The organism is Rhizobium favelukesii, from assembly GCF_000577275.2.
Lineage (GTDB): Bacteria > Pseudomonadota > Alphaproteobacteria > Rhizobiales > Rhizobiaceae > Rhizobium > Rhizobium favelukesii.
On sequence record NZ_HG916855.1, the window covers coordinates 692,911 to 707,922 of the forward strand.

The following is a 15,012-nucleotide window of genomic DNA, read 5'->3' on the forward strand; positions in this document are numbered from 1 at the left end:
GCCCTCCATCCCGTCCTCAAAAAGCCGGAAGAAACCATCCGTCTACGACAAAGCTCTCTATCGTCGCAGATACAAGGTCGAGAACCTGTTCGCCAAACTCAAGGATTGGAGGCGCATGGCAACCCGTTATGGCCGATGTGCCCACACCTTCTTCTCGGCAACCTGTATCGCAGCTTCCGTCATCTTCTGGCTGTGATTAACGAGTTCCAAATCGTTCGATAAGCATCTCAGTGAGGGTTCGCACTTTTCGAGAGGGATACTGGCCGGGCGGCCTCACGACGAAGATGCCGGCTGGCGGAATCGGATGACGCGTCATGATTGGCACCAGTGCACCCGAACAAATATGCTCCGCGACCAGCGGTTCTGGCAGATAGGCGACCCCGACTCCGTCCAGAGCGGCGGCTACGAGGGACATTGCGTTATCAGCTATGAAGCGTCCCTGGGGACGCACCGTGACAATCTCGTCGCCATCCATGAATTGCCACGTCTCGGCGTCCCGCATAACGACTTGGTGATTCACAATCTCGTCCGGTGCTTCTGGGGCACCGTGAGCCTCGATGTAGGCAGGACTCGCAACCAGCTTGCCAAAGATCGGTCCGATGCGTCGTGCGACGAGGTTCGAGTCCGACAGATGCCCCAGCCGAATTGCGCAATCAAAACCCTCTCCCACGAGATCTACGAAGCGATCAGTATAGGAAGAAAGGATTTGTAGTTGCGGGTGTCGGCTAGCCATCTGGGAGAGGACGGGAGCAAAATAGGTCGGGCCAAATGACAGTGGCGCGGCTACGCGCATGCGGCCTCGAAGCTCACCGGCGGGCAGGATCGTTTCGCGCACCACATCCAAGTCAGCAGAAACCCGTGCTGCGTAATCTCTGAATGTACAACCTGCTTCCGTGAGCGCGATACCACGGGTCGTCCTTGCAAATAGCTGTGCGCCGAGTTCCGCCTCAAGCCTGGTGATCCGCCGGCTGACCATCGACTTGGAGATGCCCAGTCGCAGCGCTGCAGACGATACTCCGCCGGCATCAGCAACTTCGACAAATATTCTTAGATCCTCAAGTTCCACCAAACGTTCCTTATTTTGCAACACGGCTTCACACGACCGAGGACTACCAAGGCAAAGAAGACAATGACAACTTCGCCGCGGCTGACTCTCCCATCAGGGCATCCTCGCAACGTGCCTCACGAACCGCCAATATAGGATTTATTCCATAATCTTTCTAACGGCTTCAACTCACTTCGTCGTCCATCGCACGCGTCCGTAAGGCGCCGCCTTGCGCATGACCGCAATTCGTAAAAATCAATCGAACGAGGGTAAAATGATCAGAAAAATATTCATTGCGTTTGTGACAACTTTTTCTTTCTCTGCGGTTCAGGCACAAACGACGCAGGAACAGCCCGGTGCTGATCTGATCGTTTTCAACGCAAAGATCTTCACCGGCAACCGTGGGCAGCCCGAAGCTTCGGCTTTAGCCATCAAGGAAAGCCGCATTTATTCCGTAGGCTTAGATGCGGACATTCTCAGTCTGACAAATTCGGAGACCAGGGTGATTGATGCGCGCAGCCGCAGACTCATCCCCGGCATCATCGATGCCCATATACATGTCCTCAACGACTTGGCCTATAACTACAATGTTCGATGGGATGGTGTGCCGACGCTGCGTCGCGCATTGGCCATGCTGAGTGAGCAGGCCGCACGCACGCCGGAGGGCCAATGGGTCAAGGTAATTGGAGGCTGGTCCCCCTACCAGTTTGAGGAGAACCGCTTTCCCACGCTGGGCGAACTGCACAAGGCCGTGCCCGATCGCCCCATGATCGTGCAATATGCCTACAACCGCGCATTCTTGAACAAGCAGGCGATGGAGGCACTTGGCGTGGGCACCGATCGGTTCCCAAAGTTGCCGGACACCGAATTCGAAAAGGACAGCCGCGGCAATCCGACCGGTGTGGTCCACGGCTATACTTGGTTGTTTCTCGCCCCGAGAGCATGGTGCCGCAGCCCACGTTCGACGAAGAAGTGAGTTCGTTGATCTATAGCATTCACGGTTTGAACCGGTTCGGCGTGACCTCGATCATCGATAACGGCGGCAGGTGGCCATACCCGGAGGCCCAGACGAGGGTAGACGTGCTTGCACGAGACAACCGCCTCAATGTGCGCATGCCCTTTGTGGACTTGCAACTGGGCGACGGCGGGCCGGTAAACATGGTGGATCTGGAACTCGAGGCGATCACGAAAACGGCGGCGATAAGTCCAGGACAAAACCTGCACCCCACCCTGGCACATGGCCATGAATATCGAGGGGCCGGGGAGGTTCTGAGCGGGGAAGTGCACGATCATGAGAACTTCGACCGTCCGGCGGTCATCATCGAGCCCGAGAAGATGCGGCGCTTCGTCGAGCAGGATGTGATGAAGCTGGTCCAGCGGCGTATCCCGTTTCGCATGCACGTCAGCTACAACGAGAACATCTCCCCCTTTCTCGACGCTCTGGAGAAGGTGAACGAAACGATCCCGCTCGATGGCCTGAAATGGAGTCTCGAGCACGCTGAGACCATCAATCCGGAGAACATCGATCGGGTGAAAAAGCTGGGCGGCGGAATTGCCCTGGACGCCAAAATGGCGCTGCACGGCGATGGTTTCATCAAAACCCATGGTCGCGAGAAGGCTCTGGAGACCCCGCGTCTGCGCAAGCTCGTGGATAGCGGCATGCCGCTGGCCATGACCACCGACGCCTTCCGTGCAGCCACGTTCAACCCTTGGGTCGGTATAAGTTGGATGGTATCTGGCAAGTCTGTGTCCGGATCCGAAATTCTTGCCAAGGACAATCGCCTATCCCGCACCGAGGCGCTGAAACTGTTTACCAATGGTGCAGCGTGGTTCATGAATACAGAATCCGAAATGGGCGTAATCGCCCCTGGATACCTGGCGGACTTTGTTGTGCTCGACAGGGATTACTTCACCGTGTCGGAAGATCAGATCAAATCCATCTCTTCTGTGCTCACTATCATGGACGGAGAGGTAGTGTTTGGTGCGCAGGACTATAGCGCTCTATCGCCAAAACTGCCCGAGATCCTTCCGGCTTGGTCACCCGTAAAATACTTCGGCAGCTATCATGGGGAAAAATGAACCCAGCTGAAAGGTTCTCCCCGCTTTCCCCAACAGTCCCATTGCAGAAGCCCGTTGGACTCCGGTTTCGCCGCCTGGCCGTACGCTGCTGCGGCGGAAGCACCATCGCCTATGTGTGGGAGCAGCAGCTGCTCAACACCCGAGTGCCGACGATCACGAGCGCGCACTGATTAAAAGTAGGGTTGACGAGACCTCGGACGAGGCATCTCGAAGAGCCACGTTGGTTCCAGCCTCATCATCTCGTCTCAAACGCCCTCGTGCTTGGCCGTGCCAGTGGCGGACGGCGGCGATCACCCATGAAAAGTTAACACAGGATGTGGCTATGGGCCGAAGGCTGAAAAGGCGAGCAGATGATTGACCGACAGAGATGTGTCACCTCGCGTCTTTCAATAGCGCTCAGTCTTCGGTCCGTATCCAAGGCGCGGTCACTCCTGCTTTCGCTTGCCGCCCTTGCCTTTGCTCAACGGAACTGCCGGTCAGCCCTGGCGGCGGATGATTTTCTCTTGGAGCAGGAGAGGCCCTCGATAAAAGCCGACCGGTCGCAGGAGGACTGGTCGCTTCTCGCGGATCCGAAACTGCGGAATGAGCCGCTGGATAGTCTCAAATACATTCCGTTGTTTCCCTCCAATCCCGACAGCTATATCTCGTTAGGGCTCAATCTACGCGAAATCTTCGAAGTCAGTGATGCGCCGGCGTTCGGAACCGTGCCGGCGAACCCCAGAGATTCCTATTGGTTACAGCGCGCGCAGTTCCACGTCGACGTTCACCTGAATGAAAACTGGCAACTGTTTACACAGTTCGAGGATGTGCGAGCCTTTAACAAGACGGTGGTCGGCCCTAACGACGCAAACCGATTTGACCTTCGGCTCGCATTCATCGGCTATACGCACGAGACTGACGCCGGAACGTTCAGGGCAAGGGTCGGTCGGCAAGACTTCGCGTTCGACCTGGAGCGCTTCATGTCGTTGCGCGATGGGCCGAATGTCCGCCAGTCGTTCGATGCGGTCTGGGCCGGTTGGGAGACGGATGCATGGCGCTTCTACGGTCTTGTCAGCCAGCCCGTCGGGTATCGGGATGATGATCCTTTTGATGATCGCTCAAGCAGCGATGTGCTGTTCAGCGGCGCACGTATCGAGCGGCAGCTTTCGCCGACGATCGAGGCCTGCGCCTATTACACGCTCTACCAACGCAAGGCCGCCGATTTCCTCACCGCGTCGGGTGAGGAGGGCAGGCACATCCTCGATATCCGCTCGGCCGGCAAACATGCCGGTTTCGACTGGGATGTGGAAGCGATGGGCCAGGTCGGGAAGGTCGGTTCGGCCGATATCTTGGCCTGGGCGCTGGGAGCGAGAACTGGCTATACCTTCCAGAATGTAAGCTGGTCGCCCAGGATCGGCCCACAACAAACACGGTTGAGAAATTGCGCCGCATCCTTGCCGCAGATCTCGATCTTGCCGAGCATCGCCATATCGCGGGGCCTCCCATGCTTGCGGGCGATAGCCTGTCTTTTGATGCCGATACCCCGCACAGGGCCGGAAGAGCTCGTGATGCTGCCGCGCGGCGCCTGGTGCCGGCGCCGGCCACCTGGTCAATGAGGCAAACCGACACGGTAAACCCGGGCTGCAACACCTCACGGATTGTTTTCCGCGGAATCGTCAAAGACCGAAACATGGGGTTTCGCCCGCCATCACGCGCTCGCGAGCGGCTTTCGCCACATTCGGATTGGCCCGGTCCTGCTTCACCCCGGTCCTGCTCCACCAATGACAATAATCTTGTGAAAAATCCGAGACTAGGGCACAATTTATAAATGCACCTGTAGTGCGCAACTATCTCAAATCCGGCCGTCTCGCGCTGGGTGACAGCTTGCGTGGGAGGGTCCGCCGATGGGTCAGGGGTTCTTTCTTCTGTTCGCGACGGTGTCCGTGATTGCGGCCCTGACTGTGGTCGTGGCGCGCAACCCGGTTCACAGCGCATTGGCGTTGATGGCTTGTTTCCTGCAGATTTCTGCAATCTTCATCTTGCTCGAAGCGCCGTTGCTCGCCGTCATCCAGATCTTCGTCTATGTCGGCGCGATCATGGTCCTGTTCCTGTTCGTGATCATGATGATCGATGTGCGCGAAGCGGTGTTGCAGCGGTTCTTGCCGGGCGGCAATCTGCCTGCTCTGGTGTTGCTCGTCCTGCTTGGGGTTGAGATGCTCGTGCTGGTGGTCCGGAGCGAGCGCTTTTCGGTAGCCGAGCCCGCCGCCATGCGCGGCGGCGATGGGATCAGGCAACTCAGTACGACGCTATTCGCTGACTACCTGCTGCCGTTTGAAGCCGCCTCCATCATCTTGCTGGCGGCCTTGGTCGGCGCCATCGTGCTGGCGCGAACGGAGCAGGGGTGATGGTTCCGCTCTCGTGGTACATCGTGCTCGGAGTGATCCTGTTCGTGATCGGAGCGGCGGGCGTACTGCTCAGACGCAATATTTTGGTCGTGCTGATGTCGCTGGAGCTGCTGCTCAACTCGGTCAACATCAACTTCATCGCTTTTGGGCGTCAGTATGACGACTTCCGTGGACAGATCTTCGCGATCTTCGTCATCGCAATCACCGCGGCGGAGGTTGCCGTCGCCCTTGGCATCTTGGTCGCCTTTGTGAGGAACAAATCCACCCTCAAGGTCGACGATGTGACGATGATGAAAGGATAGCGGTTTGGACCCGGTGATATCGATCCGGCCGCTGCTTGCCGTTGCCGTCCCAGGTCTGGCGGCTCTTGCGATTCTCCTTTTGAACAACCGCGAGAAACTCCGCGATGTCGTCTCGCCGATGGCGGCGATCGCCATGTTCGCAATTGTCGCCTCGATGGCACCCACGGTGCTGGCGGGCGGGACCATCGATTTGCGCCTGTTCGAGATCCTGCCGGGGATCGACTTCGCTTTCCGGGTCGATGCGCTCGGCATGGTGTTTGCCACCGTCTCGTCGCTGCTGTGGATCGTGGCGGCGGTCTATTCCATCGGCTACATGCGGCATTTGAACGAGCACGCGCAGACCCGGTTCTTCGCCTGCTTCGCAAGCAGTCTTGCGGCCGCCGCCGGCGGCGCTTTCGCCGCCAATCTGTTCACGCTGGTGATCTTCTACGAGATGCTCAGCCTCGTTACCTATCCGCTCGTTTACCATCACGAGGACGATGAGGCATGGACGGGCAGCCGCAGGTACCTTGTCTATTTGATGGGCGCCTCGAAAAGCGCGCTTCTCGCCGCGTTGGCGCTGACCTACCACATTGCGGGGTCGCTCGACTTTGTCGCCGGTGGGCTGCTGGCCGGGGTCAATGCCTCGGCGGCGCTGCTGACTGTCGTCTATTTCTGCTATCTCTTCGGCTTCGCCAAGGCCGCGGTGATGCCGATGCACGCTTGGTTGCCTGCCGCGATGGTGGCGCCGACGCCGGTCAGCGCGCTCTTGCATGCGGTGGCCGTGGTCAAGATGGGCGTGTTCTGCGTGCTGCGGGTGGTGTTCGACATTTTCGGCACGAGGCTGGTGGACGGGCTGGGGCTCGGCATTGCCACGGCCTATCTGGTCTCGTTCACGATCCTCATGGCCTCGGTCTACGCGCTGACGCGGGACGACTTAAAGGCGAGACTCGCCTATTCGACAGTCAGCCAGCTCTCCTACATCGTGCTCGGCGCGGTTTTACTGTCTCCAGTCGCGATGGTCGGTGGGATCATCCACATCGCGGCGCATGCATTCTCCAAGATCACGCTGTTTTTCTGCGCCGGATCGATCTTCTGCGCGTCTGGCAAGCGCAACATCAGCGACATGGCCGGTATCGGCCGCCGGCTGCCGTGGACGATGGGAGCATTTTTTGTCGCCTCGCTGAGCATGATCGGGGTGCCGCCAACCGCGGGCTTCGTCAGCAAATGGTATCTGGCCTGGGGCTCGGTGGAGGGGGGGCAAATCGCGTTCCTGGTCGTGCTCCTGGCGAGCTCGGTCCTGAACGCCGCCTATTTTCTGCCGGTCAGCTATGTCGCCTTTTTCGGGACGGAGGTTAAGGAGAGCCCGGTGACGGTCCGTGAAATTCCGATGATAACAATCCCGCTGATCGCGACCGCCATCCTGTCGGTGTCCATGGGCATCTTCCCAGACTATTTCCTCGCCCTGGCACAAGGAGTTGTCAGATGATAAAGCGCGTGGTCGATTTCTTTGGCGACGAAGTATATGCCAGTCAGCGCCGCCGCCTGTTCTATCTGGCGCTCGTTGTGATCGTCATCGCCGACTTTCTGGTCCCGCGCGAACACGCCGAATACCTGTGGGACCAACTGCCGGGCTGGTCGGCCGTCTACGGCTTCTTATCCTGCATTCTACTGATCTTCGTTTCCAAGTTCCTCGGCCATCAGGGTGGGCTCATGCGGCGCGAGGACTATTATGACTGACTTCGTCCATCCCGCCCTGCTCTTCATTCTCGGCGCTGTGCCGATCCCTTTCCTGAGCGGATCGATCCGCAAGCTCTATCTGCTGCTCATTCCAGCGCTGGCGATCCTCGCCGTCGTGGCGATGCAGCCGGGCAACTACGGTGCGGCGTCGTTCATCGGGCAGGAGATCCTGATCGCGAAGGTCGACAAGCTGAGCATCGTCTTCGCCACCGTCTTCACCATCATGGCGCTGATTGGAACGGTCTACGCGCTGCACCTGCCTCGCCCCGGCCAGCATGTCGCTGCGTTCGTCTATGTCGGCAGCGCGCTTGGCGTCGTGTTCGCCGGCGACTACCTGACGCTCTACCTGTTCTGGGAAGGCATGGCGTTTGCCTCTGCCTACCTCATCTTCGTCCAGGGCGGCCGGCAAGCGATCAACGCCGGGTTCCGGTATCTCATGGTCCATATCACCGGCGGCGTCGTCCTGCTTGGCGGCATCATTGTCCACGGGCTTACGACAGGCTCGCTGCTGTTCGGCCCGATCGTGGGGCAAATGGGTGTCGGTGCTTACCTGATCCTTGCCGGGTTCATGCTCAACGCCGCGGTGCCGCCGCTCAACGCCTGGCTGACCGACGCCTATCCCGAGGCGACCGTCACGGGGGCGGTGTTCATGAGCGCCTTCACCACCAAGACCGCGGTCTATGTGCTGGCGCGAGCGTTTCCGGGCACCGAGCTTCTGGTCTGGTTCGGTACCGCGATGGCGCTCTATGGCGTCATCTACGCGGTGCTGGAGAACGACTGCCGGCGGCTCCTGGCCTATCACATCGTCAGTCAGGTGGGATATATGGTGGCGGGTGTCGGTATCGGGACCGAGATGGCAGTAAACGGGGCCGCGGGCCATGCCTTCGCCCATATCCTCTACAAGGCGCTTCTGTTCATGGGCGCTGGGGCGGTGATTCATGCGACCGGCCGGCGCAAGCTCACCGAGCTTGGTGGGCTCTACAAGGCCATGCCGCTGACAGTGGCGCTCTATATGGTCGGCGCTTTTGCGATTTCGGCATTTCCATTCTTCTCGGGCTTCGTCACCAAGTCGATGGTGATAGCCGCTGCCGGACAGGATCATCGCGCGCTGGTGGTGCTGGCGCTGACGATGGCGTCGTCGGGGACGTTCCTGCACACGGGGCTGAAACTCCCCTATTACATGTTTTTCGGCACGGACCGTAAACTGGAGGCGCGCGAGCCACCCCGCAACATGCTGGTTGCCATGGCGATGGCAGCGGTGCTGTGCATCGCCATCGGGGTTTTCCCCCAGCCGCTCTACGCGCTTTTGCCTTATCCAGTCGATTTCGAACCCTACACCGGCGTCCATATCACCGAGAGCCTCGGGTTGCTGATGTTTACCGCACTGGGCTTCGTGCTGTTCCTCAGGGCCCTCGACCCCGAGAACACGATCAGCATCGATACCGATTGGTTCTACCGCAAGGGTGCGCGTTGCTTCATGTGGATCGCCGAAAAGCCGCTGGCACGCTACGAGAAGGCCGTGAGCAATGTGTCCGAGAGCGCCGCGCTGCCCTTCCTGCATGGCGCGGCACAGGCAGGACTGCGGGTCGATCTCGCCGGCGTGGACGCCATCGTGAATGGCCTCGCCCGCTCGATCCTGCGCGGCGGCGGGGCGCTGCGGCGGCTCCAGACCGGCGTCGTGACCCATTACGCGCTGGCGATGATCGTCGGTTTGATCGCCGCCACCGTCGTCTTCGCCGTGGCGTGGCGGTAGGGGATGTCCATGGGGTTGCCGCTCCTCAGCCTCATCGTGTTTACCCCCGCCGTCGGGGCAGCCGTTCTGATGTTTCTGCGCAGCGACAATGCCGTTCGGTGGACAGCGCTTTGCGCCACCCTCCTCGACCTTGCTCTGTGCATCGCCATGCTGACGAGCTTTGACACCACGACCCACGTGATGCAGTTCAGAGAGACGCACCCGTGGGTGCCCGCGCTCGGGATCACGTATGCGCTTGGCGTTGACGGGATCAGCGCGCTCTTCGTGTTCCTGACCGCGCTGTTGGGCTCGATCTGCGTGCTCGCCTCGTGGGTCGCAATCGACCGCAAGGTGAAAGAGTTCATGGTCAGTCTGCTGGTCATGCAGGCGCTGATGCTGGGGGTGTTCTGTGCGCTCGACCTGTTCTTGTTCTACGTCTTTTGGGAGGCGATGCTGATCCCGATGTACCTGATCATCGGCGTCTGGGGTGGCGAGGGCCGGGTTTATGCGGCATTTAAGTTCTTCCTCTACACGCTTGCGGGCAGCGTCCTGTTCCTGATCGGCGTCATCGTGCTCTATTTCAACGGCGGCGAGACCTTCGACATCCTCGCCCTGACAGCGCAGGATTTGCCGTTCCGGATCCAGTCGTGGCTGTTCTTTTCCTTCCTGGTGGCCTTCGCGGTCAAGGTGCCGATGGTCCCGGTCCACACCTGGCTGCCGGACGCCCATGTGCAGGCGCCGACAGCGGGCAGCATCATCCTCGCCGGAGTGCTCCTGAAGATGGGTGCCTACGGATTCTTGCGGTTTTCCTTGCCAATGCTGCCGGAGGCGTCGGTGTATTATTCGACGCTGATGCTGGCGCTTTCGGCGCTTGCGATCGTCTATGGTGGGTTGCTTGCGCTGGCGCAGGACGACCTGAAGAAGCTGGTGGCCTATTCCAGCATCAGCCACATGGGCTTCGTGACGCTGGGGATTTTCGCGTTGAACCTGCGCGGGCTCGAGGGCGGCATCCTGCAAATGTTCAATCACGGCGTAACGACGGGGGCCTTGTTCCTGTTGGTCGGTCTGATCTACGAACGGACACATACGCGCAGCATGGCGGATTATGGCGGGTTGATGAAGGCGGCGCCGGTCTATACCGCGTTTCTTGCGCTGTTCACCCTGTCATCGATGGCACTGCCGGGAACGAACTCGTTCGTGGGAGAATTGCTCGTGCTTTCGGGCGGGTTTGCGGCCAACCTGACGGTCGGCGCGGCAGCCGTCTTGGGTGCTCTACTGGGCGCGGCCTATCTGCTTGGCATGTATGGGAAAGTTGCCCTCGGTCCGGCCAGCGTCAACGCCCGTTTCAAGATACGTGACGTCAACGCCCGCGAGATGGTTGCGATCCTGCCGCTGGCACTCTTCGTGCTTTGGGTCGGTTTCTATCCGAAACCCTTTCTTGGCATCATCGACGCCTCGGTGAAGCATCTCATGGTGCAGGTGCACGGCAACGGGAGCGGCCAATGACCGCAGCCGCGCTCCTCCAGTCGATCCTTGCGAGCCTGCCCGAGATCGTCGTGGTCACGGGGGCCTGCATGCTTCTGATCCTGGGACAGCTTGTACGCAAGGGGCAGGAACAATTCCTTGTCTTTGCGTCCGTCGCCGTCGTGCTGATTGCCGCCGTTTGGACAATCATGCTGTCGGGCGAGGTGCGGCCAGCCTACGCCGGCATGTTCGTCGTCGACCGCTTCTCGGTCTTCTTCAAGCTCGTTTTTTATCTGGCCACAGTTCTGACACTCCTGCTTTCGCAAAAATACGCCGACATCGAAGGGATTGGGAACAGCGAATATTATGTCCTGCTGCTGTTTGCGCTTTCGGGAATGATGATCATGGCCTCGGCGACCGACCTCCTGTCGATCTATGTGGGCCTCGAACTGACGGTGCTCTGCACCTATGTGCTGACCGGCTTCTTGCGCCAAGAGCAACGGTCGAACGAAGCGGCGCTGAAATACGTGATCCTTGGCTCGGTCTCGACCGGGATTTTCCTTTACGGCGTTTCGCTGGTCTACGGGCTCACCGGCACGACGCAACTGGACGGGATGGCTGCTGCGGTGACCGGTGATCGGCTCGATCCCGCATTGTTGCTGGCGGTGGTCTTCATCGTCGCGGGGCTGGTCTTCAAGGTCGGCGCCGTGCCGTTCCACATGTGGCTGCCGGACGCCTATGAAGGCGCGCCGACGACCATCACTGCCTTCATGTCTGTCGGTCCCAAGGCGGCGGGCTTCGCTGTGATCTTGCGGGTATTCCTCAACCCGCTGGTCGCAGCCTCGGATGTCTGGATCATCGTTGCGGTGATTGCGGTCGCGACCATGGCGCTCGGCAGTTTCGTGGCGCTGGTTCAGGATAATTTCAAGCGCCTCCTGGCTTATTCCAGCATTTCCCATGCCGGGTTCGCCCTTTTTGGCGTGGTTGCCGGCGGTGCGGACGGGATCGCCAGCGTGATGCTTTACCTGCTGATCTACTCTTTCATGAATCTCGGCATTTTCGGCACCATCATCATGATGCGCAATGGCGATTTCTCGGGCGAGGTCATCGAAGACTACGCGGGTCTGGCAAAGTCGCATCCCGGGCTGGCGCTTTTGATGCTGCTCTACCTGTTCTCGCTGGCCGGTATTCCGCCGACGGCCGGTTTCTTCGCCAAGTTCTACGTGCTTGTGGCGCTCGTCGAGCGAGGTTTCGTCATGCTGGCGGTGATCGCAGTGCTTCTGAGCGTCGTCGCCGCCTATTTCTACATCCGCATCGCCATGGTGATCTACATGCGCGAGCCAAACAGGGCGTTCGACCCCGCGCTGACGCCCTTGGTCCGCGCCACGCTCGCCTTTACCGCCGCCGGCACGATCGGCATCGGCCTGTTTCCGGCGTGGTTCTTGAGGTTTGCTCAGCATGCGGTGTTTGGGGGCTGATCTATTGAATTTGCAATGATCCACCCGACGGAATACACTGACAATGCAAGAAAGGATTGCCAAAGTCGCTTCCCGGGGCGACCGCACTACCGGTTCCGAATGGGGTCGGCGGCGGCCTGAACAAGCTCTAGGTGGGTGACCGGGGCAATGCGATATGACTATGGCTGCAATGGAATTCCTGCCGGTTCTTTTCATGATCGCCGGAATTGTTCTGGTGACGGGGGCAACGCTGTTTGTCTCCTCGCTTTTGCGTCCGTCCAATCCCTATCCCGAAAAGAACATGCCCTATGAATGCGGCATGGACCCGGCTGGCGAGGCCGCCGGGGGCCGTTTCAGGGTGCAGTTCTTTCTGCTCGCGATCCTGTTGGTGGTCTTTGATGTCGAGACCATGTTTCTCTTTCCCTGGGCTGTTGTCCTGAAAGACATCGGTCTGGTGGGTTACGTCGAGATGTTCGTCTTCATGTTGCTGCTAATTGTGGGTTTCGCCTACGCCTGGCTGAAGGGAGCACTGGAATGGGAGGCGTAAACAATGCGATCCGCGACAGCGTGCTGTTTACCACGGCCGACAGTATCATCAGCTGGAGCCGGGCGTCGGCGCTGTGGCCCGAGACCTTTGGCATTGCCTGTTGCGCCATCGAGATGATCGCGGCGGGATGCGCGCGCTACGATCTCGACCGGTTCGGCGTGGTGTTCCGGCCTTCGCCGCGCCAGTCCGATGTGATGATTATCGCCGGCACCGTGACCCGGAAGTTCGCGCCCGTCGTGCGCCGGCTCTATGATCAGATGCCGGAGCCGCGCTGGGTGATCGCAATGGGCACCTGTGCGATCTCGGGCGGGGTCTACAACACCTATGCCGTGGTGCAGGGGTCAGAGACCTTCGTGCCGGTCGACGTGCATGTGCCCGGCTGTCCGCCACGGCCCGAGGCGCTGATGCACGGCTTCCTGCTGCTTCAGGAGAAGATCAAGAGGTCTCGCGCGCTGGCCGGGACGCCTCTGGATCGGGTTGCAGCCTCATGAGCGTGGAGTTGCCTCTCAATCGCGCTCTGATCACGCAGCATTTCGAGGGAACAATCGAGGATCTCGGCGCGGCGCACGGCATTGACGTCTTTGCAGTGCCACCTGAGAAGATCGTCGCGTTCTGCCGGTTCCTGAAAGAGCATGAGGCGCTGCAGTTCAACTTCCTTTCAGACATCTGCGGGGTTGATCATTATCCCGACACGCCGCGGTTCGAGGCGGTGTATCACCTCTATTCACTACCCAACAAGTGGCGGGTTCGCATCAAGTGCCGGCTTGGTGATCCGCCGCATGTCCCTTCGGTGACGGGGGTCTGGCGCACCGCCAACTGGCATGAGCGCGAGGCCTGGGACATGTATGGCATCAGGTTCGAGGGGCATCCCGATCTGCGCCGGATCTACATGTGGGAAGGCTTCGAGGGCTTTCCCCAGCGCAAGGATTTCCCCCTAAGGGGCTACAAGGACAAGCTGAACCCCTTCGGGGCCGAAGGTCCGCCGCCAACACAGCCCGACCTCGCCACCAGGGACATTCCGCAAGGAGGCCGTTCTACGCCGGAAAATTGAGATGACCGAAGTCACAGAGCTCAGCAGGCCGGACGGGGAAGCGCTCACGACCAGGGAAGTGCTTCTCAACCTCGGCCCGCAGCACCCCAGCACTCATGGGGTTCTTCGCCTCGTCCTCGAACTGGACGGCGAGTACGTCGAGCGCGTGGACCCGCATATCGGCTACCTCCACCGGGGCACCGAAAAGCTCGCGGAGAGTTTCACCTACACCCAGATATTCCCGCTCACCGATCGGCTCGATTATCTCTGCCCGCCGTCGAACAACCTGGCGTTTGCGCTGGCGGTGGAGAAGCTCCTCGGCATAGAAGCACCGGTGCGGGCGCAGTACATACGCGTGATGATGGCTGAGCTGGCGCGGATCTCCGGTCATCTCCTGATCACCGGCGCGCTGCCGATGGATCTGGGTGCAATGACCGCGCTGCTTTACGTCATGCGCGAGCGCGAAATGATCATGGACCTGCTCGAAATGATTAGCGGTGCAAGAATGCACACGTCCTTCTGCAGGGTCGGTGGCGTACGCGAGGATCTGCCTGACGGTTTCCTTCCCAAGATCAGGGAGTTCTGCGACATCTTCCCGAACCGGATCCGCGACTATGAGCGATTGCTCGAAGATAACAGGGTGTTCCTCCACCGCACGAAGGGGATCGGCGTGATCTCCGGCGAAGACGCTGTCGATCTGGGTCTCAGCGGCCCGAACCTGCGTGCCTCCGGGGTCGACTGGGATATCCGCCGCGACGAACCTTACGAAATTTACGACCGGCTCGATTTCAATGTCATCACGCGCAAAGAGGGCGATTGCTACGCACGCTGGCGGTGCCGTGTCGACGAGATGCGGGAAAGCATCGCGATTATCGAGCAATGCATCGACCAGATGCCGGAGGGACCATTCCAGATCGACATGCCGACGATCGCGTTCCCGGTGGACAAGGAGCGTGTGCATTGCTCGATGGAAGCTTTGATCCAGCATTTCGACCTGTCGGCCTACGGCTTCAAGGTACCCAAGGGCGAGGTCTACTCGGCGATCGAGGCGCCCAAGGGTGAACTGGGGTTCTACATCATTAGCGACGGATCGCCGAAACCGTTCCGCATGAAGGTGCGAGCACCGTCTTTCGTCAACCTTCAGGGCCTCTTCGGGGTCACCAACGCGCGCTACCTGGCGGACATGATCGCCGTGCTCGGCAGCCTCGACCCCGTGATGGCGGAGGTGGATAAGTAACAAGGGAATTGGATGC

The 15,012-nt window shown here is 59.8% G+C and carries 14 protein-coding genes and 1 pseudogene; 14 read left to right on the forward strand and 1 reads right to left on the reverse strand.

Annotated features, from left to right (window positions below; genetic code table 11):
* Positions 1-7: 7 nt before the first annotated feature.
* Positions 8-196, forward strand: coding sequence for a transposase (locus LPU83_RS74825; protein ID WP_374046188.1), 189 nt, complete (start codon positions 8-10; stop codon positions 194-196).
* Here the strand turns inward: LPU83_RS74825 and LPU83_RS66855 are convergent, their stop codons facing one another.
* Positions 197-1,066: a LysR family transcriptional regulator gene (locus LPU83_RS66855; protein ID WP_024315525.1), complete on the reverse strand. Its 870-nt coding sequence runs from the start codon at positions 1,064-1,066 to the stop codon at positions 197-199.
* 253 nt (positions 1,067-1,319) lie between these two features.
* Between LPU83_RS66855 and LPU83_RS66860 the strand changes: the two are divergent.
* The 13 genes and pseudogenes from LPU83_RS66860 (at position 1,320) to nuoD (ending at position 14,996) form a co-directional block, all read left to right on the forward strand.
* Positions 1,320-3,124 (forward strand): annotated as a pseudogene (locus tag LPU83_RS66860) (amidohydrolase).
* Positions 3,125-3,627: 503 nt separating this feature from the next.
* Complete coding sequence (locus tag LPU83_RS66865) at positions 3,628-4,719, forward strand: alginate export family protein (protein ID WP_231052135.1); 1,092 nt, start codon at positions 3,628-3,630, stop codon at positions 4,717-4,719.
* 288 nt (positions 4,720-5,007) lie between these two features.
* Entirely contained in the window at positions 5,008-5,508 is a 501-nt protein-coding gene (locus LPU83_RS66870) for an NADH-quinone oxidoreductase subunit J (RefSeq protein WP_024315523.1), read from the forward strand.
* Positions 5,508-5,810: an NADH-quinone oxidoreductase subunit NuoK gene (gene nuoK, locus LPU83_RS66875; protein WP_024315522.1), complete on the forward strand. Its 303-nt coding sequence runs from the start codon at positions 5,508-5,510 to the stop codon at positions 5,808-5,810. The genes LPU83_RS66870 and nuoK overlap by 1 nt, the downstream gene beginning before the upstream one ends.
* Before the next feature lie 4 nt (positions 5,811-5,814).
* Complete coding sequence (locus tag LPU83_RS66880; protein ID WP_024315521.1) at positions 5,815-7,278, forward strand: monovalent cation/H+ antiporter subunit D family protein; 1,464 nt, start codon at positions 5,815-5,817, stop codon at positions 7,276-7,278.
* Positions 7,275-7,529 (forward strand): hypothetical protein, encoded by a 255-nt coding sequence (locus tag LPU83_RS66885; RefSeq protein ID WP_024315520.1) that lies wholly within the window; start codon positions 7,275-7,277, stop codon positions 7,527-7,529. Before LPU83_RS66880 ends, LPU83_RS66885 begins: the two co-directional genes overlap by 4 nt.
* Entirely contained in the window at positions 7,522-9,282 is a 1,761-nt protein-coding gene (locus LPU83_RS66890; protein ID WP_024315519.1) for a Na(+)/H(+) antiporter subunit D, read from the forward strand. Before LPU83_RS66885 ends, LPU83_RS66890 begins: the two co-directional genes overlap by 8 nt.
* A 9-nt stretch (positions 9,283-9,291) precedes the next feature.
* Positions 9,292-10,767, forward strand: a complete 1,476-nt coding sequence (locus tag LPU83_RS66895; RefSeq protein WP_024315518.1) for an NADH-quinone oxidoreductase subunit M — start codon at positions 9,292-9,294, stop codon at positions 10,765-10,767.
* The gene (locus LPU83_RS66900) at positions 10,764-12,203 is read left to right on the forward strand and encodes an NADH-quinone oxidoreductase subunit N (RefSeq protein WP_024315517.1); all 1,440 of its coding nucleotides are present in this window, start codon (positions 10,764-10,766) and stop codon (positions 12,201-12,203) included. The genes LPU83_RS66895 and LPU83_RS66900 overlap by 4 nt, the downstream gene beginning before the upstream one ends.
* A gap of 160 nt (positions 12,204-12,363) precedes the next feature.
* Complete coding sequence (locus LPU83_RS66905; protein ID WP_024315516.1) at positions 12,364-12,729, forward strand: NADH-quinone oxidoreductase subunit A; 366 nt, start codon at positions 12,364-12,366, stop codon at positions 12,727-12,729.
* On the forward strand, positions 12,717-13,220 hold the full coding sequence (locus tag LPU83_RS66910; RefSeq protein ID WP_024315515.1) for a NuoB/complex I 20 kDa subunit family protein: 504 nt from the start codon (positions 12,717-12,719) through the stop codon (positions 13,218-13,220). Before LPU83_RS66905 ends, LPU83_RS66910 begins: the two co-directional genes overlap by 13 nt.
* Complete coding sequence (locus LPU83_RS66915; protein ID WP_024315514.1) at positions 13,217-13,780, forward strand: NADH-quinone oxidoreductase subunit C; 564 nt, start codon at positions 13,217-13,219, stop codon at positions 13,778-13,780. The genes LPU83_RS66910 and LPU83_RS66915 overlap by 4 nt, the downstream gene beginning before the upstream one ends.
* A 1-nt stretch (position 13,781) precedes the next feature.
* Positions 13,782-14,996, forward strand: coding sequence for an NADH dehydrogenase (quinone) subunit D (nuoD, locus tag LPU83_RS66920; protein WP_024315513.1), 1,215 nt, complete (start codon positions 13,782-13,784; stop codon positions 14,994-14,996).
* The last annotated feature ends 16 nt before the right edge of the window (positions 14,997-15,012 follow it).

Excerpts from the sequence above, each read along its gene's own strand:
- LPU83_RS66870 (WP_024315523.1), top strand. The coding sequence starts at position 5,008 with ATGGGTCAGGGGTTCTTTCTTCTGTTCGCGACGGTGTCCGTGATTGCG.
- nuoK (WP_024315522.1), top strand. The coding sequence starts at position 5,508 with ATGGTTCCGCTCTCGTGGTACATCGTGCTCGGAGTGATCCTGTTCGTG.
- LPU83_RS66885 (WP_024315520.1), top strand. The coding sequence starts at position 7,275 with ATGATAAAGCGCGTGGTCGATTTCTTTGGCGACGAAGTATATGCCAGT.
- LPU83_RS66890 (WP_024315519.1), top strand. The coding sequence starts at position 7,522 with ATGACTGACTTCGTCCATCCCGCCCTGCTCTTCATTCTCGGCGCTGTG.
- LPU83_RS66895 (WP_024315518.1), top strand. The coding sequence starts at position 9,292 with ATGGGGTTGCCGCTCCTCAGCCTCATCGTGTTTACCCCCGCCGTCGGG.
- LPU83_RS66900 (WP_024315517.1), top strand. The coding sequence starts at position 10,764 with ATGACCGCAGCCGCGCTCCTCCAGTCGATCCTTGCGAGCCTGCCCGAG.
- LPU83_RS66905 (WP_024315516.1), top strand. The coding sequence starts at position 12,364 with ATGGCTGCAATGGAATTCCTGCCGGTTCTTTTCATGATCGCCGGAATT.
- LPU83_RS66910 (WP_024315515.1), top strand. The coding sequence starts at position 12,717 with ATGGGAGGCGTAAACAATGCGATCCGCGACAGCGTGCTGTTTACCACG.
- LPU83_RS66915 (WP_024315514.1), top strand. The coding sequence starts at position 13,217 with ATGAGCGTGGAGTTGCCTCTCAATCGCGCTCTGATCACGCAGCATTTC.
- nuoD (WP_024315513.1), top strand. The coding sequence starts at position 13,782 with ATGACCGAAGTCACAGAGCTCAGCAGGCCGGACGGGGAAGCGCTCACG.